This window comes from Neptunitalea lumnitzerae (assembly GCF_027924185.1).
Classification (GTDB): domain Bacteria; phylum Bacteroidota; class Bacteroidia; order Flavobacteriales; family Flavobacteriaceae; genus Neptunitalea; species Neptunitalea lumnitzerae.
Genome location: NZ_BRVO01000002.1, coordinates 521,117 through 542,865, shown reverse-complemented (window position 1 = coordinate 542,865; position 21,749 = coordinate 521,117). Strand labels below are relative to the sequence as shown.

20 protein-coding genes are annotated in these 21,749 nt (G+C 30.8%); 11 read left to right on the top strand and 9 right to left on the bottom strand.

The window, feature by feature from the left end; genetic code table 11:
• Nucleotides 1-4 precede the first annotated feature (4 nt).
• From Y10_RS09825 to Y10_RS09815, 3 genes are all read left to right on the top strand, one after another.
• Complete coding sequence (locus tag Y10_RS09825; protein WP_281765207.1) at nt 5-988, top strand: hypothetical protein; 984 nt, start codon at nt 5-7, stop codon at nt 986-988.
• A gap of 704 nt (nt 989-1,692) precedes the next feature.
• Nucleotides 1,693-1,959 carry a hypothetical protein gene (locus Y10_RS09820; protein WP_281765206.1) on the top strand — a complete coding sequence of 89 codons (267 nt, stop codon included), beginning with the start codon at nt 1,693-1,695 and terminating at the stop codon, nt 1,957-1,959.
• A 78-nt stretch (nt 1,960-2,037) separates the two neighbouring features.
• Nucleotides 2,038-2,304, top strand: coding sequence for an adenylate/guanylate cyclase domain-containing protein (locus Y10_RS09815; protein ID WP_281765700.1), 267 nt, complete (start codon nt 2,038-2,040; stop codon nt 2,302-2,304).
• Nucleotides 2,305-2,366: 62 nt separating this feature from the next.
• Here Y10_RS09815 and Y10_RS09810 read toward each other — a convergent pair whose 3' ends face one another.
• A complete protein-coding gene (locus Y10_RS09810; RefSeq protein WP_281765205.1) occupies nt 2,367-2,747 on the bottom strand; it encodes a hypothetical protein in 381 nt (126 codons plus the stop codon).
• 36 nt (nt 2,748-2,783) lie between these two features.
• Entirely contained in the window at nt 2,784-5,138 is a 2,355-nt protein-coding gene (locus Y10_RS09805) for a TonB-dependent receptor (protein WP_281765204.1), read from the bottom strand.
• A gap of 354 nt (nt 5,139-5,492) precedes the next feature.
• Here Y10_RS09805 and Y10_RS09800 point away from each other — a divergent pair, with 354 nt between their 5' ends.
• Nucleotides 5,493-6,269, top strand: a complete 777-nt coding sequence (locus Y10_RS09800; RefSeq protein ID WP_281765203.1) for an NUDIX hydrolase — start codon at nt 5,493-5,495, stop codon at nt 6,267-6,269.
• Here Y10_RS09800 and Y10_RS09795 read toward each other — a convergent pair whose 3' ends face one another.
• Entirely contained in the window at nt 6,270-6,980 is a 711-nt protein-coding gene (locus Y10_RS09795; protein WP_281765202.1) for an NUDIX hydrolase, read from the bottom strand.
• Between the two features lie 85 nt (nt 6,981-7,065).
• Between Y10_RS09795 and Y10_RS09790 the strand changes: the two genes are divergently transcribed.
• Together Y10_RS09790 and Y10_RS09785 are read left to right on the top strand one after the other, a co-directional pair.
• A complete protein-coding gene (locus tag Y10_RS09790; RefSeq protein ID WP_281765201.1) occupies nt 7,066-9,480 on the top strand; it encodes a beta-glucosidase in 2,415 nt (804 codons plus the stop codon).
• Between the two features lie 2 nt (nt 9,481-9,482).
• A complete protein-coding gene (locus Y10_RS09785) occupies nt 9,483-10,478 on the top strand; it encodes a lipocalin-like domain-containing protein (protein ID WP_281765200.1) in 996 nt (331 codons plus the stop codon).
• A gap of 348 nt (nt 10,479-10,826) precedes the next feature.
• On the opposite strand, the gene mnmE is transcribed toward Y10_RS09785, so the two are convergent.
• Nucleotides 10,827-12,212 carry a tRNA uridine-5-carboxymethylaminomethyl(34) synthesis GTPase MnmE gene (mnmE, locus tag Y10_RS09780; protein WP_281765199.1) on the bottom strand — a complete coding sequence of 462 codons (1,386 nt, stop codon included), beginning with the start codon at nt 12,210-12,212 and terminating at the stop codon, nt 10,827-10,829.
• Between the two features lie 161 nt (nt 12,213-12,373).
• Between mnmE and Y10_RS09775 the strand changes: the two genes are divergently transcribed.
• From Y10_RS09775 to Y10_RS09765, 3 genes are all read left to right on the top strand, one after another.
• A complete protein-coding gene (locus Y10_RS09775; RefSeq protein WP_281765198.1) occupies nt 12,374-12,871 on the top strand; it encodes a Dps family protein in 498 nt (165 codons plus the stop codon).
• 115 nt (nt 12,872-12,986) lie between these two features.
• Nucleotides 12,987-13,928 (top strand): mechanosensitive ion channel family protein, encoded by a 942-nt coding sequence (locus Y10_RS09770; RefSeq protein ID WP_281765197.1) that lies wholly within the window; start codon nt 12,987-12,989, stop codon nt 13,926-13,928.
• A 68-nt stretch (nt 13,929-13,996) separates the two neighbouring features.
• Nucleotides 13,997-14,326: a DUF4870 domain-containing protein gene (locus tag Y10_RS09765; protein ID WP_309297828.1), complete on the top strand. Its 330-nt coding sequence runs from the start codon at nt 13,997-13,999 to the stop codon at nt 14,324-14,326.
• A gap of 1 nt (nt 14,327) precedes the next feature.
• On the opposite strand, the gene ppk1 is transcribed toward Y10_RS09765, so the two are convergent.
• The 5 genes from ppk1 to Y10_RS09740 form a co-directional block, all read right to left on the bottom strand.
• Nucleotides 14,328-16,361: a polyphosphate kinase 1 gene (gene ppk1, locus Y10_RS09760; RefSeq protein ID WP_281765196.1), complete on the bottom strand. Its 2,034-nt coding sequence runs from the start codon at nt 16,359-16,361 to the stop codon at nt 14,328-14,330.
• A 63-nt stretch (nt 16,362-16,424) separates the two neighbouring features.
• Nucleotides 16,425-17,291 (bottom strand): nucleoside phosphorylase, encoded by an 867-nt coding sequence (locus Y10_RS09755; RefSeq protein ID WP_281765195.1) that lies wholly within the window; start codon nt 17,289-17,291, stop codon nt 16,425-16,427.
• A 12-nt stretch (nt 17,292-17,303) separates the two neighbouring features.
• Complete coding sequence (locus tag Y10_RS09750) at nt 17,304-18,221, bottom strand: DUF1835 domain-containing protein (protein ID WP_281765194.1); 918 nt, start codon at nt 18,219-18,221, stop codon at nt 17,304-17,306.
• Between the two features lie 82 nt (nt 18,222-18,303).
• On the bottom strand, nt 18,304-18,630 hold the full coding sequence (locus tag Y10_RS09745) for a translation initiation factor (RefSeq protein ID WP_281765193.1): 327 nt from the start codon (nt 18,628-18,630) through the stop codon (nt 18,304-18,306).
• A 30-nt stretch (nt 18,631-18,660) separates the two neighbouring features.
• Complete coding sequence (locus Y10_RS09740) at nt 18,661-19,185, bottom strand: WbuC family cupin fold metalloprotein (RefSeq protein ID WP_281765192.1); 525 nt, start codon at nt 19,183-19,185, stop codon at nt 18,661-18,663.
• Between the two features lie 140 nt (nt 19,186-19,325).
• On the opposite strand from Y10_RS09740, the gene lpxD reads away from it, so the two are divergent.
• Together lpxD and Y10_RS09730 are read left to right on the top strand one after the other, a co-directional pair.
• Nucleotides 19,326-20,345 carry a UDP-3-O-(3-hydroxymyristoyl)glucosamine N-acyltransferase gene (lpxD, locus tag Y10_RS09735; RefSeq protein ID WP_281765191.1) on the top strand — a complete coding sequence of 340 codons (1,020 nt, stop codon included), beginning with the start codon at nt 19,326-19,328 and terminating at the stop codon, nt 20,343-20,345.
• The gene (locus tag Y10_RS09730) at nt 20,345-21,745 is read left to right on the top strand and encodes a bifunctional UDP-3-O-[3-hydroxymyristoyl] N-acetylglucosamine deacetylase/3-hydroxyacyl-ACP dehydratase (RefSeq protein ID WP_281765190.1); all 1,401 of its coding nucleotides are present in this window, start codon (nt 20,345-20,347) and stop codon (nt 21,743-21,745) included. Before lpxD ends, Y10_RS09730 begins: the two co-directional genes overlap by 1 nt.
• The last annotated feature ends 4 nt before the right edge of the window (nt 21,746-21,749 follow it).

The following is a 21,749-nucleotide window of genomic DNA, read 5'->3' as shown; positions in this document are numbered from 1 at the left end:
ACTAATGAATTTTAGCAAAAAACTAATATTGCTGTGTTTACTATTGGTAGTTAGAGTTTCATGGGCTCAGAATATAGATGATAGTACATCAATCATAGATTCAACTAAGTCAAAATCATACCCTATTATTAAGTTATTTGGCGTTTCGTATGATGCTTTAGGACCTACTGATTATGAAGCAAACATAGATGGACACGAAATACATAAAGGAACCGTAAGAGGTGGTAGTTTATTAGCATACGGTTCATTTTTTTTACTTAATAAACCCAAACACATAATTAGCTTAACAGAAGTATATAGGAGGGAGTTTATAGAGCTAAACGATTTGGAAAATCCATTTTATGAAGGGCAGGGTACTAAGTATAATTTTAATAGTTTTTCAACAAGTATAAATTATACCAATAGAACCAAATGGAAAGGAAAACCTTTAATATCTACAGTTTCCACATATGTAACAACATCTGATTTAGGTAGAATAGATAAGGTTAGTGGTATTATAACATCTACCATGGTTTTTCAAAAAAAGCCTGAAACAAGATATACATTAGGTGTAGCTATTTTGGCAGACTTATCTACGTCTACACCTTTATTTCCAGTTGTTTCGTATTGGCATCAATTTAAAAATCCATCATGGGAAATTAGTGCAGTACTACCAAAAGAGGTGTATTTAAGAAAAAATAATATACTGGGAGGGTGGCTTTCTGCGGGATCTGAACTTATAAGTAAAAGCTACTTTCTATATAATTTGCCTGGTAGGTTCGGAACTTTTGAAAATAGATTAACCGAAATACAAACAGGACTGAAATATGAATATATAACAAATGAAGGAATTATGTTATCGGTAGGAGCAGGTTATAGAAATGTAGCACAGAACAATATTATAGAAGTATACAAACCTAACCGAGATAAAATTGTAAATATGACATATAATGGTGGTTGGTTTGCTAAGGTTGAATTATCGTTTGTCATTCAGAGTTTAAAAAAATAGAACGATAACTAGTCCAACATTAGTTTTTAGTAGCCGAAGCAAAAAGTAATTCATTAAATATTATGTAATAGACTAAGTAAATTCCTCCATGTTATTTGTATCTTTTCTTAGTAATTATTACACTACTTAACTTTTATATGTATTGATGAATACATTGCTTCGGTTTTTATAAATTACTAAAAATTTTATACTTTTTAAGTAACAAACAATACAATAGAATGACTAAAAAGTATAAACGCATTTATAAACTAAAAGAATGGTTTCTTACTGTTCTTATATGGTTAATATCATTTCAAATACTCCTATTTGTAAAATTGTATGATTTCTCTCCAGATCAAATTAAGTTATTATATGGGATTAATTATAGTAAGGTTTTAATTCTAGAAATAACTAGCGTTTACAGCTTTTTTCTTGCAATAACATCAAGTTACTTTCAAGTTTTTATTTATCCGAGTATTATTAAAACACAATCTTTTTTTAAAGAAATTGCCATACGAATGGTTATTTTTTTAATCGTATTTTTTTTAATAATTACTTTACTAAGCTTAGCATACTACGTACTCTTCTTAAAGCAAGAATTACAAAATTTTTCATTTGATTTTTGGATCCAAAAGCCAATTATAACTCTTTTAATATTAACTATTTTTATTGGTACCATAACAGATTTTTTTCTGTTGTTACATAAAAATTTAGGAGCTAATTACATGACTAATTTGTTTTTGGGCACTTATAAAAAACCAAGAGAGGAGAACCGTATTTTTTTATTTTTAGACTTAGCTTCATCCACTACTATTGCAGAAGATATAGGACATTTAAAATTTAGTAAATTACTGCAAGACTGCTTCAAAATACTCTCGTCATTATTATTAGATTATGAGGCCGAAGTATACCAATATGTTGGTGATGAAGCTGTGGTTACGTGGAAAAATAATAATTCATTAAACAATGTACAATGTGTGAATTTTTTTTAAGCTTTTGAAAAAGCTTTAAAAGCAAAAGAAAGTTATTTTCTTGAAACATATAATAATTGCCCTACATTTAGAGGAGCTATTCATTCAGGTAAAGTAACAATGGCGATGGTGGGAGATATTAAAACAGAAGTTGTTTATCATGGCGATGTTTTAAACACATGTTCTAGGGTTCAAGCGTTATGTAAAGAACTTGATAGTGATTTGTTAATTACAGATACATTTTACAAAACACTTAATCATGATGATTATTTTAACTATAGTATTGTATCTAATATTCACTTAAGAGGAAAGAGAAATTTAGTAAACGTTTATAAGGTAACTAAAAAAGGATGTGTTAAAAATTAAAAAATTAGGATAGATCATAATCTACCCTAATTTAAATTTAGTTACAAACTCTGTACATATAGTTATTCCTTTTTTGTACCCTCTATATCGAACATATCCATGATAGACCCTGTAATGGTAGTGTCGCCATCTTTTTCCATAGTTGTATATACTTGGTGTCCACTTGCTGTATAGTAAAGTGTAATTAAGTCTTCATCAACCTCAATTCTGCTAATAGTAATAGGATTAGCATCCCCTTTATCACCTATAGTTCCTTCTAATTTATCTTCATTATTTTTGTTTAATTTAATAACCATCTCAGTATCACCGCTTGGTAAATCGTAAGCCATAACATTCCATGTACCAACAAAAAAGTCAACATTAGATTGTGCTTTCATAGAAGATACAGACATGAATAATATGATTACTAAACTTGCTGTTAAAAAGTTAATTCTTGTTTTCATTTGTTTACTGTTTTAAATTAATTTTACTGATTTATTTTAAAATTTGTAATTAACACTAACCGATACTGTGAACGGACGAATATAACTACCTGTTAAGATTTTATTGTCATATGCATTAGAGTCAGTTATTAGTTCTCCGCCAATAATACTTCCTTTAACTCCATATTGATTTAAGAAATTAGTAACGTCTAGTTTTAGATCTAATTTTCTTCTGTATGTATAATCGATACCTGCAAACGTTTCCCACCATCCGTTATAATATAAGGCATTAGACAGAGTGGAGTATTGTTTACCGAAATAGCGTAAGCTTGCCCAAAGTTTTACTTTTTGATTGAACAGTTTATAGCTTGGGTCTATTTCTAAAAGTACTTTAGATAGTTCTGGTATATTTTTGTTGTCATATGAATAATTTTGCCCAAAAGCATCGTAGCTAAAGTTCTTATAAATAGGATTTTGTAACGTTACCAGAAAATGGATGTCAAAATTTTTAAAGGGATTAGAAAGAATATCGGTTGTCCATCCAAAAGTTTCTATATCATAAAAAATTGGATATATAGTGTTAGTCTCTGAAGGATTACTCGGATTATAAGCTACTATATTTCTAACATTATCGCGCTTACTAATATAGGTTAACTTAGAAACTACATTAAATAAAGGATGATTAAAATATACTCCTGCGCTACCAAATAAAATAGGATTTTTGTTTTTGATGTAATCTGAATAATCAGAGTTGTATGATCCAAAATCTTTTCTAATTTCGTTATAGGTAAATTCTCCAGAAATACCTGCTCTATTAAATGTTTTATAAATAAAACTAGCTGTACCTGCTACATTCCATTCACTTTGAGTAAAGTCTTTTAAGGGTCTTTTAGTTTCATGAATACCATTTCCATCAATATCCTGATACACAATTTCATCTTGGTAGGGAGCCATTTTCCCTCTTGATTCAAAACGTTCAATTCTTCCACCCAATATAACATCTAATTTGTTACTTGGAGCCCAAGTATCTAACCCGTAAACTGCTAGTTTATGTAAGTAACTATCTTCTCTATAAACATCACTTCCTCCGCTTGCTGCTTTTATAATACCGTCTTCATCAGTAATGGGTACATACATTCCGTATGCGGGAATATAAGCACTTGCAGTCAATTTTTTAGGTTGTGGTTCTATTGTCTGGTAGTATACCGATGTATTTAATTTAAATATATCTTCTCTATAATACTGTTGTTGTAAGCCTAATTTAATATCGTGACTTCCTTTTTTACCAGCTAGTTCTAACCTAGACATAATAGTGGTAATATCGGTTGGATCAATATAATATGAACTCACTTGTTGAACATTTCCTTCATATGGTGCTGAGTTACCAAGTAAGGTATAAGACATTCCACTAGCCGGAATATCCTCAGCCAACGTTGAAGTAACTGGAAACTGTATAGACATTGGGGCTTTAGACTTCATAAATCGAGTGGCAAAATTTAATTTCCAATTGTTTTTCAATTTAAAATCTCCTAAAACATCGATACTATGAGTAATGGCAGCTATATCGTCGCTATTCATGTCATAGAACCTTTTTTCTCCAGTAAGTTTATCGTAAAAAGGTATTAAACCATCTTGAACAATATAACTGTCTAAACCTAATTCAAAATTATCAAGCTGTTCTGTTTCTCCATTTCCTTTATACATAAATGGTTGGTAAACACTTTGCACACTTCTTGATTTTTTATAACTATATAAAAACTGTAAAGTTCCTGTTTTTAACTTTTTAGAAATTCCTAATTTATAGAACTGTGTTCTATCAGATTGTTGTGAAAAACCAAGCGTATAGCTAGCCGGATCAAACATTTGATAGGTGCTTAGAGTATATCCCCATCCATTCTTTCTATCACCAATTGAAGAGGAAATGTTAGCGCTGGTTTCATTAAGCCCAAAATGATTAAATTTTGATGAAATGTATCCTTTGAATTTACCATTTCTGGCAACAAAACGATCATATGAATCTACAGCATACCCCAATTTACCTGTGGTTATTGCGGTTTCAGAATAAGAAAGTAACCCTATATTTCCAATACTACTATCATAGCGCCATACGGTTAAAGGATTTTGTGGCCAAAAACTATTAACTACAGGTAGACTATTTTCTAATATGGCAATATCACCATCAAATGGTAGTCCTATATTAACGTTCCTAGGTCCTACGTTAGCTCCTGCATTAAGCATTACATTTCTGTTTTCGGTATCTCTATCTTTAAGTTGAATAGTATCTGACTTAGCAACTTTTATAGAATCTGTGGCTTTTTTATTTTGACTATATCCCAAAATAGGAATAAGGAAAAGGAAAAGGGAGATCTGTATGATCTGACCTTTATAAGTGTTTACTATAGTTTTGCTCATTGTTCTACAAGATTAACTGTTTAAAATTTCTATTACGTAATATTTACGCAATGATAATAAAAAAAATTATATCGTTGTAGTATTTTAATATTAAAATTATTTTGCGGTGTTAAATGTGTATTTCACATTTTTGACCTTTTTAAATTGAAAAATCCTTATAAACCAAGTATTACAAGAGGTTTTTCTTAGTCGAAGAATGTAATAAATAAGAAAAAAAAATATTTATTGATGATAGGCCTGATGTGCTTTAGAAACCATAGTTACAAGAAGATTATAGTTGTTTTTAATAAAATTTAAAGAAAGAAGTATATTTACATTCTACTTGTGCAATTAATTTAAGAAGTCTTTATTCTAATGAATGAACATACTATTATTAATCCGTTATTAACTGATGGTTCTCTGTTTTTATCAAATATTTCAGTGGATAATGTAATTTTTGGATACCATGACAAAAGTTTGAAGGTTTTGCTCTTACATCCTACTGCAATTAAAAAATGGGCGTTACCAGGTGGATACATTTATAAAGATGAAACCATAGAAAATGCTGCAATACGGGTAGCAAAAGATAGAACCGGACTTGATAATTTATATTTCAAACAATGTAAATTTTACAGTGATCCTAATAGGACTAAAGATGAAGAATTTAATACCCAAAAACTAGAAGATATGACTGGTTACAAACTAGGTAAGGATCATTGGATTTTTAATCAACATATATCTTCATGTTTTTATACTCTAACAGATTATTCTAAAGTTACTCCCCAAGGAGATTATTATGCTTCAGAGTGTTTATGGTTTTCTATTAATGATTTACCACCGCTAATGTTTGACCATAAGAAGATGATAAAAGACGCATTAGATATCTTAAGAATTCATTTATATCATTTTCCTGTTGGCTATGAACTCTTGCCCGAAAAATTTACCATACCAGAGATTCACTCATTATATGAAACGTTACTTAATAAATCTTTAGATGTACGTAATTTTACCAAAAAGCTACTTAAAGTAGGTATTGTAGATAAATTAGATGAGCGTAAAAATATTGGAGCCCATAGAGCCCCTTTTCTATATAAATTTAATAAAGACGTTTACCAAGATGCTTTAGAAAATGGGATGGCTTTGTTTATTTAATTATTCTTTAATTTGATACAGGTACGGATTTCGCCCTGGTGTTTCCTTTTGTAGTTCAGGCAATCGATCGTATAGCCCAGATGCTAACATTTTCTTTTGAAACCGACTGCGATCTAATTTTTCTTCTAAAATTATTTGGTGGAGTTTATGAAGTTGAGGCATCGTAAATTGTCTAGGTAATAAGTTATGTGTAACCATATTGTGCTTTACATCTTCTTGTAGCTGTTTCTTAGCACGTTTAACTATATGTTCATGATCTAATCCCATATTGGGTAAATTATTCATTTCAAACCAATAAAAGTCTTCATCAAAGAAAGATACGGTAGGAGTACTGTTTTTAATATCTACTAATGCATAATGTGCTAGTGAAATAAACCTTTTATTAACCCATAGTTCTTGATTCCAAGAATATCCGTTTTTCTCACAAAACAATTTCCATTCATGAGAAAAGGTTCTATTAACATCTCCAAAAACATCTAAAAACTTAAAATGAGGGTTTTCAATTTTGGTTCTTAAATGTAATATTTCATTTGCTGCATCAGATACGGACTGATTTTTACGAACAAATCCACCAGGTAAAAACCATTGGTCATTATTTTTAAGTAAGAGACATTTTAATTTAGAATTTTCATAACCTATGATTACAAAATCTAGTGATAAATTAGGTAAAAAATAGCGCTCTCCTGAGTTTAAGAAATCTTGAATATCCATATAACAAAGATAAAATTTAATCGTGATAAATCGACACAATTAAAATAATTTATATATTTGTGGCATATTGACACAAATATATAATATGAAACGAGCGTTAAAAATCACTTTTAAATCGATAGGTGTATTACTCCTGTTGGTAGTTATACTAGGAGTAGGAGGGTATTGGTATATATCTTCAAATTTTTTATCATTTGAAGATAATTACCCTGAAAAAACAAAATTTACAACGTTATCGGAAGATGGGTATAAATACAAAGACCGGAATGGTAATAAAAAACTAGATATTTATGAAGATGGCAGAAGATCCATTGAGGAACGTGTTGAGAATGCACTGGCTTTAATGACGTTAGAAGAAAAAATTCACCTCTTAAAAGGATCTGGAATGAAATCGGGCGCTGGATTATCTGAACCCGGAGAGGGCATACCTGGAGCCGTTGGAACCATAGTACCAACACCAAGATTAGGATTACCAACTATTTATTTGTCTGATGGTCCTGCTGGATTACGTATTGAGCCCAAACGTGATGGAGAAGAAAAAACTTATTACTGTACTGCTTTTCCTATTGCAACTTTATTGTCTTCTACTTGGAACGAAAAATTGGTTAATGAAGTGGGAAATGCAATGGGAAATGAAGCACTAGAATATGGAATTGATGTAATATTAGGGCCAGGGGTAAATATTCAACGTCACCCATTTTGTGGTAGAAACTTTGAATATTATTCAGAAGACCCATATTTAACAGGTAAAATTGGTGTAGCCATGGTAAATGGTATTGAAGAAAATGGTATAGGAACCTCTGTAAAACATTTTGTGGCTAATAACCAAGAAACACAAAGAGTTTATAATGATGTTATTGTTTCAGATCGTGCGCTACATGAAATCTACTTAAAAGGGTTTGAAATGATTGTTAAAGAGGCTCAACCATGGACTATTATGTCTTCTTATAATTTAGTAAATGGAACTTATGTGTCTGAAAATAAAACACTGTTAACAGATGTTCTGCGTAATGATTGGGGATACAAGGGAGTCGTTATGTCAGATTGGTTTGGTGGAAATGATGCGGTGGCTCAGGTAAAAGCTGGAAATGACTTATTAGAACCCGGAACTAACAAACAATGGAAACAATTAAAAGAAGCTTCAAAAGAAGGAGAACTTTCTGAAGCTACCATAAATATTTCTGTTAAACGTATTTTACGTTTGGTATTTATGTCACAAAAAATGAAGGGCTATGTGTATACTAACAATCCTGATTTAAAAAAGCATGCCCAAATTACACGAGAATCGGCTTCGGAAGGAATGGTACTGCTTAAAAATAAGAACACTTTACCATTACAATCTAACCTAAATATAGCTCTTTTAGGGATTACTTCTTATGATTTTATTGCTGGAGGAACAGGTTCAGGAGATGTTAATGAAGCTTATACAATTTCTTTAGAAGAAGGGTTAACAAATAGTGGTTTTTTAATAAATAGTTCTGCATTTGATATTTATAATCGTCATAAAGAAAATAATAAGGATGCATTTAAGAAACCAGAAGGTATAAACGCTATGTTTACTCCTTATACTCCACCCCAAATAAACTATTCAAAAGAAGAACTTGATAAAATAGCTAATACATCAGATTTGGCAATAATTACAATTGGTAGAAACGCAGGTGAAGGTACCGATAGAATAGAAAAAGGTGATTTTATTTTAACAAAAGATGAAAGAGAAATGATTGTTAATGCTACCGATGTTTTTCATAAGCATCATAAGAAAGTGATTGTTGTTTTAAATATAAGTGGAGTTATTGAAACTGATTCTTGGAAAAATATACCCGATGCAATATTACTAGCATGGCAAGGTGGACAAGAAGGAGGTAATTCGGTAGCGGATATCCTAAGCGGTAAAGTAAATCCTAGTGGAAAATTGCCTATGACTTTCCCTTTAAATATCAAAGATTATCAAGCAAATGATAATTTTCCACTGGATGGAGAAGAATTTACCTTAATGGATATTTTACACAGAAGAGATGCTCATACCGGTTCTGACAGAATTAAAAATAAAGACTTTACTAACTATGAAGAAGGAATATATGTAGGCTATCGTGATTTTGACATCCGCAAAAAGCAGGTTTCATATCCATTTGGTTTTGGTTTATCCTATACTAATTTTAAAATGGATAGTGTTCAAACAGCTATAGTAGATAATACTATTGAAGTAAAAATGGTTGTTAAAAATATAGGTAATGTAAAAGGTAAAGAAGTAATACAAGTATATACATCTAAACCAAATAGTAATATAGAACGTCCATTACAAGAGTTGAAAGGTTTTTCAAAAACAAGTACTTTACAACCAGGAGCATCAGAAGATATCATTATTAAAATTCCTGTAGATGATTTGAAATATTGGGATGAAAAAAAGGGTAATTGGTCTTTAGAAAAAGGAATTTATATAGTAAGAGTGGGAACCTCTTCCAGAGCAATTAAAGTCACTAATTCAATAGAAATAAAGTAGTTATGAGTAAGAAAATAGAGTACACAGATGGTGTAGGTATACCACATTCATCTTTTAAAGATGAATTTTTAGCTCACAAAAAAACAAGTGAATGGTGGTATACCACAGGAATAGTAACGGATGAAGAAAATAATTTGTATGCTTTTCAATTTACAATCACAAAAATGAAAATTGTAGGCATACCATTTCATATGTTAATTACTTCTGTTACCGATATAGCCAATCATAAACATTATTATGGGCAGCATACCGCCTTCTTTAATAAAGGAATTGTAACTACAAGTACTAAAAGTAAATTTAAAGATATAGCAAGTGTAAGCTATGCTCCAAACTCTTTTTGTGATTTTGGGAAGATGAATCTTTCTATTAAAGATAAAGACTATGAGCTAACTTTACAATTAGATGCTCAAAAAGCTCCTGTTTGGAATTGTGAAGATGGTAAACTTTGGATGGGACGTACAGATGACCCTAAACAAGTAACTTATTATTTTTCTATTACAAACATGCTTGCCATAGGGCAGCTTGTTTTAAATGGTAAAAAGCTAAATGTAAAAGGAAAAGGTTGGTTTGATAAACAGGGGGGAACCTACGAAACTGCCAATCCAAAAACCCATTGGGAGTGGTTTTCGTTTCGCTTTTTCGATAATGAGGAAATCATGCTATTTGCTTTTCCACAAGGTAGGTATTTCGATGGAACCTATGTTAAACAGTCAGGAGATTATGAACGTTTAAATAACTATAATGTAGAGCCTCATGAAATTATAACAGAAGCAACTACAAAATACAAATTCTCGTATGGCTGGACTATTACAATGCCGGGTATTAAAGAAGAAACCTACAAAATCAAACCTAAAATTGATGGACAGTTTAATGTTTCCTTTTATGAAATAATGGCAGATGTCTTCAATAATAATAATGAATTGGTAGGTTATTGTATTGTTGAATTATTACCTGGAGTTTTAAACAAGAAAATTAATCCCTTAAGAAGTTTTAAATAGACTATTATATGCTTAAAGCTTTTCGAGGAAACACGGAAACCCTTTATTGGTTTTTTGGAGGTTTGTTAGTGAGTATAATTGTATTTGTTATCATTCATAAATCTACTAGGTTTTTTATAAAAAACCAGAGAAGCAAGCCTCTCTGGTTAATATATATTTTAATCTAAAATCGTCAACCTATTTTAGGACGTCTCAGTATTTGTAATGCCTAAGTAAAACAACCCCAACAGCTAAGTAAAAGTTGTTGGGGTTTGTGCTTTATATTAAAACTAAAAGAGCATGTTTGTCTTTTTTAGCTTCAAATTATTTTAGTTACCGTTATTTAACTACAATTAACGGTAGCTAAAATTATTTCCCAATACAGAAGTTGGCGAAAATATTACCTAGTAAATCATCTGAAGTAACTTCGCCAGTTATCTCGCCAAAGTAGTATAATGCTTGTCGTATATCAATGGCTAATAAATCGCCAGACAAACCGTCATTTAAGCCTAGTTGTACTTTTTCTATTTCTTCCAGTGCTTTTAAAAGAGAGTCATAATGCCTACCATTGGTAACAATAGTCTCGTTATTACGTAATTGTCCGGTATTTATAAATTGCAATAACGTGTTTTTTAAATCATCTATTCCAGTTTTCTCTTTAGCAGATAGTAAAAGTAAATGTTCGTAATGTAGTTGCTCTTTAATAAGTGAAGCATCAATAGTGTCTACCTTATTGGCTATAATAACCAATGGTTTTTGAGGAAACTGGTTTTTAATTTTTTCAATTTCAACAGTAATTAAACTACTATTTTCTGCAAAATGACTGGCATCAAAAAGGTAAATAACTACTTGCGCCTGCGATATTTTTTCAAAGGTTTTTTTAATACCAATACTTTCTACTACATCTTCGGTTTCTCTAATACCGGCTGTATCTATAAATCGGAAACCAATTCCTTGTATTACTACTTCATCTTCAATGGTATCTCTTGTTGTTCCGGCTATATCACTTACAATAGCACGTTCTTCATTTAAAAGAGCATTAAGTAGGGTAGACTTACCTACATTTGGTGCACCTACAATAGCTACAGGTATTCCGTTTTTAATCACGTTTCCTACTGCAAAAGAGTCTATTAATCGTTTTAAAACCGTTTGTATTTTGTTTACAAGCGCTTCAAATTGTGTTCTATCTGCAAATTCAACATCTTCTTCAGCAAAGTCTAGCTCTAATTCAATAAGAGAAGCAAAATTAAGTAACTCTTCTCTTAATTGTTTAATTTCATTACTAAAGCCACCACGCATTTGTTGCATGGCAATTTGGTGAGATGCTGCATTATCACTAGCTATTAAATCGGCTACTGCTTCGGCTTGACTTAAATCTACTTTTCCATTTAAAAAGGCTCGTAATGTGAATTCCCCAGCCTCTGCCATTCTACATCCATTTCTAAGAAACAACTGTATAATTTCTTGCTGAATATAAGTAGATCCATGGCATGATATTTCAATAATATTTTCTCCTGTGTAAGAGTTAGGTCCTTTAAATATGGATACCAATACCTGGTCTATTACACGCTTGCCATCAACAATATGTCCTAAATGAATGGTATGTGTTTTCTGTGTTGAGAGCTTTTTATTTTTAATGGACTTAAAAAAGGGCTCACAAACTGAAATAGCGTCTTTTCCAGAAATTCTTATAACCGCAATTGCTCCGGCTCCAGAGGCGCTGGCTAGGGCTATAATAGTATCTTGTGGTATCATAAACGATTTTATTTTGATGCAAAAATACTCTTTTCAATAGAGTTATTAAAAAAGTAGTGAAATCAAATTTTAAGGGACTGTTAAACGCATGCTAAACATTCTTAAAATGATTGACTTTTGCTAGTGTCTGTTGTAATTTTAGAGAAACAAAAAAAAATACTATGAATTACTTGAATTTAGATAAAGAAAAAACATCAAAAACAATTTTTGAATTTAATGTTTTGTTAGCAGATTACCATATTTATTATCAAAAAATTAGAAATTTCCATTGGAATATTTCTGGTCATAATTTCTTCGATTTACATGAAAAATTTGAAGAGATGTATAATGATGCGCTAACTAAAATTGATGAGATTGCTGAGCGAATTTTAACCTTAAGATTTCAACCAGTAAGTAATTTGACTGAGTATTTAGAAATCTCAAATATCAAAGAATCTAAAACAGACTTATCTGATGTTAAAATGGTTGAAGCACTATTAGAAGATCATGGCGCTATTTTAAAACAAATGCGTAAAGTAGTAGAGTGCGCAGATGCTGCTAATGATGAAGGTACCATTGATTTAATTGGTGCTTACATTAGAGAATTAGAAAAAACTTCTTGGATGCTAGATGCTTGGAGAAAGCGTTCTACGCAAACTATGGAAAAACAAGAGATGTAATTTTTTTATTATATCTACAAAAACCTATTCTGTTGTTATTAGACGGAATAGGTTTTTTATTTTAACATAAATCATTTAATTTTAAAACATCTTTATAACTTAACAACTATACCAGATGAATTTTCTTTTTGCCGATAATAAAAAGAATTTTAGTATGAGTGAGCAGCTTGAAACTGCTTGGGATAAACTTCAAGAGAAGTTAGGAGGTTGGTTTGATTCTATAATTGTAAGTCTTCCCAATTTTTTATTAGCTGTTTTAGTTTTTGGGGTTTCCTTTTTTCTTTCTGGTTATATAAGTAAGTTAATTTTAAAACTACTTCACAGAACAAAAATGCAGAGATCTGTAAAAATAATGATCTCTAAAATTGTTTCTGTAGTGGTAATAGTGGTGGGGCTTATATTGGCATTAGGTATAATGAACCTTAATAAGGTGTTAACCACAATGTTAGCAGGTGCTGGTGTAGCTGGTTTGGCTATTGGTTTAGCATTGCAGGGTACGCTCTCTAATACTTTTTCTGGTATTATGTTGTCTGTGGTAGATAATATAAAAATAGGGGATTGGGTGAGCACAAATGATTATGTAGGCGAGGTGGTAGATATCAATTTGAGAAATACTACTTTAAAACAGCCTGATAATAAATATGTTTATATACCTAATAAGTTAGTAGTAGAAAATACGTTAAAGAATTTTTCGTCTACAACAACAGCAAAGGTAATTTTAACCTGTGGAGTAGGTTACGAATCTGATCTTTCCTTGGTAGAAGAAGTAACTACCAATGTTATAAAAGAAAATTTTAATGATATACCTAATTCTGAAGTTCAGTTTTTCTACACTGAATTTGGAGATAGTTCTATAAATTTTGAACTCCGCTTTTGGATTATTGCTAAAAAGCAAATGGATATTAATATAGCAAAGGGGAAAGCTATTATGTTAATTAAGTCAGCCTTTGATGCAAATGATATTAATATTCCATTCCCTATAAGAACTATTAATTTTACTAACCCTATGACTATTAAAGGGAATAATCAGCCTAATTCCAACCAATCAGATAACTAGACAATTTATAGGCTGTAACATTTTAAAACTCTTACGACTAATAAGTTGAATCAAAAAAATGAACTATTATGTATGCAATGAGAGAAGATAACAGCCTGTTGGTCTTAACACATTTAAGTCAGCTTTTGTCTAGTTTTTTAGTCCCATTAATTTTGTGGTTAACTCAAAAAGATAAAATATTTGGAATGGATAAACATGGTAAAATGATACTTAATTTTCAAATAAGTATGTGTATTTACAGTTTAGCATCCATTCCATTAATGTTGTTTTTAGGATTAGGCGTTGTTGTTATAATGGCGGTTGCTCTATTGAGCTTTGTTTTACCTATATTAAATGCTATTAAGGTAAACAATGGAGAAGAGCCTAACTATCCTTTATCCTTAAATATTATTAAATAATTTAAAGTTTATTTTTTAAGTAATCATATATCTCATATTGAGATCGGAGTTTTGGGTCTGATTGATCGTTACCTACATAGGTATTAGTAAAATTAGCATCTAAAACTCTAGCTTTAACATTATCATCTAGTTGCAGATTTAAAATATGTTTTAATTCTTTGTAAATATCGGTGTCTTTTATTGGTATTAAAACTTCAATTCGGTAATCTAAATTTCGGGTCATCCAATCTGCAGAACCAACAAACATAATTTCATTACCACCATTTTCAAAACAATAAATTCTTCCATGTTCTAAATATCTGTCTACAATACTTGTGATATAAATATGGTCACTTAAACCTTTTGTTTCTGGTACTAAGCAACAAAAGCCTCTAATTAATAATCGTACTTCTACACCTGCATTTGATGCTTCATAAAGTTTATGAATCATTCTTTTGTCGTGCAAGCTATTCATTTTAGCTGTTATTTTTGCCTTTTTTCCATCTCTTGCATTCTGTATCTCATTATCTATTAAAGTATTAAATTGCAATCTGGTATTAAATGGAGATATTAGAATATGTTTATTTTTAGGAATAATTAATTTACGTTCTAAAACGTCAAATACTTTTTCTATTTCACTAGTAATCTTATTTTCTGCCGTAAAAATGCCATGGTCTACATATATTTTAGATGTGTTCTCATTGAAATTACCGGTACTTATATAGGCATAACCTTTGCTAATATTATTTTCTAAACGTTTAATTAAGAAAATTTTACTGTGTACTTTTATGTTTGGTATACTATAAATAACATTAGCTCCTTTATCGCTAAAAGCCTTACCCCATTTAATATTATTGGCTTCGTCAAATCTGGCTTGTGCTTCAATAAAAATTGTAACATCTTTACCTGCTTCTACAGCTTTAAGTAATGCTGTATTTAAAGCAGATGTCTTCGCAATTCTGTATAAAGAAATTTTAATGTGTGTAACATTTGGGTCAGAAGCAGCCTGTTCCATTAATTTGGATACATAATCAAACTTTTGGTACGGGAAATGTACTAACTGGTCTTTTTCTGATATTGTTTTAAAATAGTCTTTTGATTTTGATAGGGTAGGGTGATCTAAATTAGGTTGATCTTCAAATTCTAATTCCTTGTTAGAAGTAGGATTTTTAAAACTCATGAAATCACTAAAATTATGATATTTCCCTCCGGGCATTAAATCTACTTTACCTATGTGTAGTGTATGTCTCAATAATTTTCTATGTTCCTTAGAAATAGAAGCATCATAAAGTAATCTAGTAGGTTGTCCTACATCTCTTTGTTTTAGGGCATCATAAATTTGTTCAGCTAAAGCGCCTTCGTAATCTTCGTCTAAATATAATTCAGCATCTCTTGAGAGTTTGATTTCTCCAATTTCTGCTATTTCTTTGTCTTTAAATAAAAGGTTTACCTGATATGTTACTATATCATCTATCATAGTATAGTAAAACTCATTGTCTTTAGAGTTTGGTAATGGTATAAACCTTTTATCTGTAGGTATTTTTACAAAATAAAGTTGGTTTACTGTAGTTAGTATAGAAAAGTAAAGAACTCCATCTTCTAAATGAGGAGTTAACGTAGCAGGATTCAATACCTCTAACTTATTGATTTCTTTTTTAAAATAAGCATTAATAAAATCAATCTGCTCATTTGAGTATTGTGAAGAACTTAAAAAGAAAATATTATTGGAGGCTAGTTCAGGAATAATTTGATTATTGAAAATAGCACCAAAATCTATTTGTTGTTCATTTACTTCACTTAGTATTTGTTTTAAAGTTTTGTTAGGTCTTAAATGCAGACGTTTTCTAGTATGTCTGTCTATTTTTTTTATCTGTCTGAGATTAGATACTCTAACTTTAAAAAACTCATCTAGGTTTGATGAAAAAATGGCTAAAAACTTTATTCTTTCAAATAAAGGGTTTCTTAAATCTTTTGCTTCTTGTAAAACTCTGTGATTAAATCTTAACCAATTAATATCTCTTTGAAGATAAGCTTCTTCTTGTATATCTATTCCCATATATTAGTTTTATGCTTTGCATCAAAAATACAAAGCATAAAAAAAAATATTTTTAAATTGGTGTTAAATGGTTAGCTGAGAAAGTATATATTTTATTAAACCATCTACAGATTTGTAAGGATCTTTTGTAAAAGTACCATTTGCTCTATTGGCAATAATGGTATTTGCAGATAATGCCTCATGGCCTAAAAGTTTTGAAAGTCCATATATGGCAGAAGTTTCCATTTCTAAGTTAGTAACTTTAATACCATTAAAGTTAAAGTTATCCATTTTAGTGTTTAAGCTAGCATCTTGTAAAGCTAATCTTAAAATTCTGCCTTGTGGGCCGTAAAAACCAGGAGCAGTAGCTGTAAAACCTGTAACCGTTTTATCACTACTTAATTTTTTTAATAATTTTTCACTTCCTTTAATTACAGATGGTCTCCCTTTTGCTAAATCCCATCCGGTATGTTCAATAAAGGCATCTTCAACATCTTTTTCAGTAATGTCTTTAGTATCGTAAGATCTAATCATGTTATCAAGCCCTAATCCGTATTTAGCTAAAACATAACTATCTACAGGAATATCTTCCTGTAAAGAGCCTGATGTACCAATTCTTATGATGTTAAGTGAGGTAAGTTTTTCTTTAACAGTTCTGTTATCTAAGTCAATGTTCACTAAAGCATCTAACTCATTTATAACAATGTCAATATTATCGGGTCCTATTCCAGTAGCAATTACGGTAAGTCTTTTACCATTTAATACGCCAGTATGCGTTACAAATTCTCTTTTTTGCTTTTTAACTTCAATAGTGTCAAAATGCCTAGAAATTCTTTCTACCCTTTTAGGGTCTCCTACTGAAATAACAGTAGGAGCAATATCTTCAGGAAGTAAGTTTAAATGGTAAATACTTCCATCAGGGTTTAATATAAGTTCTGATTCTTTTATCATATAGTAAAACTACTATAATTTTAGTAATTTACCAGTACCATCATTATACAAAAAGTCATATTTACGGCTTCCTCCTAAAAAAATATAATCATCTCTAAGCTCAGCATAGAAGTTGGTAGAACCATCTACAACTTCTTTACCTTTTTTAGATAAAGTTACCGGGTTTAACGACTTAAACAGAGGTTTTAAACTATCTATGATATTTTCAAATTGTAAGTCTCCAAAACCAAAAGATTTTTGGTTTTTTAATGACATTACAATAAGTTCTTCTTTAGAGCTTAATTTTCTTTTAGTGGCTTCACTCAAAACAAAATTTTCCACAGAATTTAAGCCATTGTAAATTGATGGAAATCTGGATAAGTGGGTTTGAATAGCTTCTTGTAGAAAATTAAATTGAGAGGAATTAAAGGAAGAGAAATTTTGTAAACTAATAGGGGAGTCACTGCAGTATAATTGCCAGACATAGTCTGCCGAAGCAATATCATCTTGTGTCAACTCAATTCGTTTCTGGTACATTTTTTCAAGCTGTTCAGCATTCATAGTAGAGAAAAACTGAAATTGCTTTTTAGGTGAAACTAATGATACCTGAACTCCTTTTCTGAATTTCTTTAACCAACTTATAACAGCAATCATATTTATTTGACAAAATAAATCATTGTCAAACCAAAGCACTATTTCATCTTGCTGTTTTTCGTTACAAAGCCTCCTGTATTCTTTTAAAGTTTTTTCAATAAAAGTTTGCTTGGTTGTTTTGTAATTGGTTTTTAAGTAATCAAACCTTGTTTTCCAAAAAGATTCACTACCTACGTCTACGGTAGTTTTTCCTTCGCACAAGATTTCGCGCCATGTAATGATACTGCCATTTACAGAAGTTTGCGACAACTGTTCTGTGAGGGCATCACCATTTGTAATGTGAAGGGTTTTACTCATAATTTTAGTTAAAAATTTTAGTTAGGGAAGCTAAATGTATAAATTTTTAACTAAAAATTCACATTTTATTGAGGTTAAGTTATTAACCGCCAACCCTTTTCACTTTAAACCCTTTATTTTTCAATAGCTCCATGATTTTGTCACGATAATCTCCCTGGATAATGATTTCATCATTTTTAAAACTTCCTCCAACACTAAGGGTTGTTTTTAATTCTTTGGCTAAAATTTTAAAATCCTCAGTAGCACCATTGTATCCAGAGATAATAGTTTGGGGTTTACCTTTTCTCTTTTCATATTTACAAAGAAGTGGTTCATCTTGCATCCAGATGGCATTCTTATCATTTTCAACTGTTTCTTCCGGTACCTCATGGTCTGGAAATAATTTTTTTAACTGATCTTGTAGATCCATATACTTAAAAGTTCAAAATAGTTAGGGTAGTTAACTGTTAACAGCCAACATTTCATTTTTTAAATTTTCCAAATATAACAAACTTTCTTCCGTTCCTTCTTCTGGTGCCCAAGTCATAAAATCTTTATCACTACTTTTAATATAAGGTCCTGGTTTTACTTCATATATAATGGTATTCTTTTCGAGTACCAAAAATGAGTGGATAACATTAGGCTCTAGATCTACACCAAAATATTCAGTTCCAGCCTCTATTCTCTTAAAAGATAATGGAATACCTTCTAAAGAAAACGTAATAAAGCAAATAGCACCTTTTAAAACAATAACAGATTCGCATTTGTTTTCTCTTTTATGGTAATGAGGCCTTATATACGTTTCTGGTTGCATCACATTAAACATTCTATGTAAAGTGTCTGATTCTTTTTTGTGAAGAGGAACAATAACGCGTTTTCTAGTACTTTGATTAGACACATTAATACCATCTTCATATAAAGCAGAAGATAAATACGTAACATCGGTTTTTGGAGGAGGTAATGCTGCGGGATATGATTTTTTCATAATTTAATCTTATTAATTTAACGAGCTTAAAAGTTTAATTATACCTAAAAACACTCAATTCTTTATCTTTTTTATACTTAAAACTATTTATAATTTATTTTAAAAACGATTTCTTTAGTATTTTTTTTAATTTTGGGCTGATGAAATTTACCATACAACAAATAGCAGCCCTATTAGAAGGCGAAATAGTAGGTAACCCAGAGGAGGAACTATATAATTTGGCTAAAATTGAGGAAGGAAAAAAAGGTGATTTAACTTTTTTAGCGAATCCTAAGTATAAGCAGTATATATATACCACAAAAGCCTCAGCTACTATTGTAGATAAGAATTTTGAATACGATAAAGAAATCACTACAAATCTGATTAAGGTAGATGATGCTTATAAAGCATTCTCTAAATTATTAGAATACTACAATCAGGTGAAAAATAATAAGTCCGGTATTGAATCTCCAATTTTTATAGCTGAATCTTCAAGTTATGGAGAAAATGTATATTTGGGGGCGTTTACTTATATAGGTGAAAATGTAAAAATAGGTGAAAATGTAAAAATTTATCCTAATGCTTACATAGGTGATAATGTAACAATAGGTGATAATGTAATCATTTTTGCAGGTTCTAAAATATATTCTGAGACTGTTATTGGTAACCACTGTGTTATAAATAGTAGTGTTGTTATAGGGGCCGATGGTTTTGGTTTTGCACCTAATGAGAACGGAGAATTTACCAAGGTTCCTCAAACAGGAAATGTGATTTTAGAAGATTATGTAGATGTTGGAGCAGGTACCACTATTGATAGAGCTACATTAGGTTCTACTATTATTAGAAGAGGAGTGAAGCTAGATAATCAGATACAAATAGCACATAATGTAGAAATTGGTGAAAATACCGTGATAGCAGCCCAATCAGGTGTTGCGGGTTCTACAAAAATTGGAAAGAATTGTATGATTGGTGGGCAAGTAGGTATTGTAGGGCATATTACTATTGGTAATAATGTGAAGATTCAAGCGCAATCAGGTGTGATTGGAAATGTAAAAGATGGAACGTCTTTACAAGGATCTCCGGCTTTAAATTATGCAGATTTTAGTAAATCTTATGTGTTGTTTAAGAATTTACCAAAATTAGCCTCAACAGTAAATAAATTAGAAAAACAATCGAAATAATGAGTAGTTTGGCTTTAAACCAAAAAACAATTGCAAAAGAAACAACCCTTAAAGGAGTTGGATTACATACAGGAAATGAAGTAACCCTAACATTTAAACCAGCTCCAGAAAATCATGGATTTGTATTTGTTAGAGTAGATCTAGAAGGTGCTCCTAAAATTGAAGCAGACGTAAGTTACGTTATTAATACCCAAAGAGGTACTGTACTTGAGAAATTTGGGGTGAAAATACAAACTTGTGAGCATGTACTTGCAGCACTTGTGGGTATGGATCTTGATAATGTTTTAATTGAGCTGAACGCCTCTGAGCCTCCTATTATGGATGGTTCTTCTAAGTTTTTTGTAGAAGCTATTGAAGAAGCAGGAATTTTAGAACAGGAATCACCTAGAGAAGAGTATATTGTTAAAGATGTAATTTCATATACAGATGAAGAAACGGGTAGTGAAATAACTATTATTCCTTCTGATGATTATCAAGTTACTACTATGGTAGATTTTGGTACTAAAGTTTTAGGTACTCAAAATGCATCTATCAAGAAAATGGATGAATTTAAAAGTGAAATTGCCGATGCAAGAACTTTTAGTTTCCTTCATGAATTAGAAATGTTATTAGAACATGGCTTAATTAAAGGTGGAGACCTTAATAATGCTATTGTTTACGTAGATAAAGAACTTTCTGAAAATACTATGGAAAAGCTAAAAGTAGCTTTTGATAAAGATAGTATTTCGGTAAAGCCTAATGGTATTTTAGATAACTTAACGTTACATTACCCTAATGAGGCTGCAAGACACAAATTATTAGATGTAATTGGTGACTTAGCTTTAATTGGTGTTAGAATTAGAGGTAAAGTGATTGCTAATAAACCAGGACACTTTATTAACACTCAGTTTGCTAAAAAAATGGCAAAAATTATTAAGTTGGAAAAACGTAATAATGTGCCTAAATATGATTTAAGTGCTAAGCCTTTAATGGATATAACACAAATCATGAAAATGTTACCTCACAGACCTCCGTTTTTATTAGTAGATAAAATTCTTGAGTTAACAGATAGTAGTGTAGTAGGTGTTAAAAATGTTACTATGAACGAGCCTTTCTTTGTTGGTCACTTCCCTGATGCACCTGTTATGCCTGGTGTATTACAAGTAGAGGCAATGGCTCAAACTGGTGGTATTTTAGTACTTAGTTCTGTGCCAGATCCTGAAAACTATTTAACGTATTTCATGAAAATGGATAAGGTGAAATTTAAACAACAAGTTTTACCAGGAGATACCATAATTTTTAAATGTGACCTTATTTCTCCTATTAGAAGAGGAATATGTCATATGCAAGCTTATGCCTATGCAAATGACAAGTTAGTTTCAGAAGCTGAACTAATGGCACAAATTGTAAAAGTAAAATAGACAA

Bases quoted from the DNA above. Each gene is read 5' to 3' on its own strand.
- Y10_RS09825 (WP_281765207.1), top strand. From the start codon at position 5: ATGAATTTTAGCAAAAAACTAATATTGCTGTGTTTACTATTGGTAGTT.
- Y10_RS09820 (WP_281765206.1), top strand. From the start codon at position 1,693: ATGACTAATTTGTTTTTGGGCACTTATAAAAAACCAAGAGAGGAGAAC.
- Y10_RS09810 (WP_281765205.1), bottom strand. From the start codon at position 2,747: ATGAAAACAAGAATTAACTTTTTAACAGCAAGTTTAGTAATCATATTA.
- Y10_RS09805 (WP_281765204.1), bottom strand. From the start codon at position 5,138: ATGAGCAAAACTATAGTAAACACTTATAAAGGTCAGATCATACAGATC.
- Y10_RS09800 (WP_281765203.1), top strand. From the start codon at position 5,493: ATGAATGAACATACTATTATTAATCCGTTATTAACTGATGGTTCTCTG.
- Y10_RS09795 (WP_281765202.1), bottom strand. From the start codon at position 6,980: ATGGATATTCAAGATTTCTTAAACTCAGGAGAGCGCTATTTTTTACCT.
- Y10_RS09790 (WP_281765201.1), top strand. From the start codon at position 7,066: ATGAAACGAGCGTTAAAAATCACTTTTAAATCGATAGGTGTATTACTC.
- Y10_RS09785 (WP_281765200.1), top strand. From the start codon at position 9,483: ATGAGTAAGAAAATAGAGTACACAGATGGTGTAGGTATACCACATTCA.
- mnmE (WP_281765199.1), bottom strand. From the start codon at position 12,212: ATGATACCACAAGATACTATTATAGCCCTAGCCAGCGCCTCTGGAGCC.
- Y10_RS09775 (WP_281765198.1), top strand. From the start codon at position 12,374: ATGAATTACTTGAATTTAGATAAAGAAAAAACATCAAAAACAATTTTT.
- Y10_RS09770 (WP_281765197.1), top strand. From the start codon at position 12,987: ATGAATTTTCTTTTTGCCGATAATAAAAAGAATTTTAGTATGAGTGAG.
- Y10_RS09765 (WP_309297828.1), top strand. From the start codon at position 13,997: ATGTATGCAATGAGAGAAGATAACAGCCTGTTGGTCTTAACACATTTA.
- ppk1 (WP_281765196.1), bottom strand. From the start codon at position 16,361: ATGGGAATAGATATACAAGAAGAAGCTTATCTTCAAAGAGATATTAAT.
- Y10_RS09755 (WP_281765195.1), bottom strand. From the start codon at position 17,291: ATGATAAAAGAATCAGAACTTATATTAAACCCTGATGGAAGTATTTAC.
- Y10_RS09750 (WP_281765194.1), bottom strand. From the start codon at position 18,221: ATGAGTAAAACCCTTCACATTACAAATGGTGATGCCCTCACAGAACAG.
- Y10_RS09745 (WP_281765193.1), bottom strand. From the start codon at position 18,630: ATGGATCTACAAGATCAGTTAAAAAAATTATTTCCAGACCATGAGGTA.
- Y10_RS09740 (WP_281765192.1), bottom strand. From the start codon at position 19,185: ATGAAAAAATCATATCCCGCAGCATTACCTCCTCCAAAAACCGATGTT.
- lpxD (WP_281765191.1), top strand. From the start codon at position 19,326: ATGAAATTTACCATACAACAAATAGCAGCCCTATTAGAAGGCGAAATA.
- Y10_RS09730 (WP_281765190.1), top strand. From the start codon at position 20,345: ATGAGTAGTTTGGCTTTAAACCAAAAAACAATTGCAAAAGAAACAACC.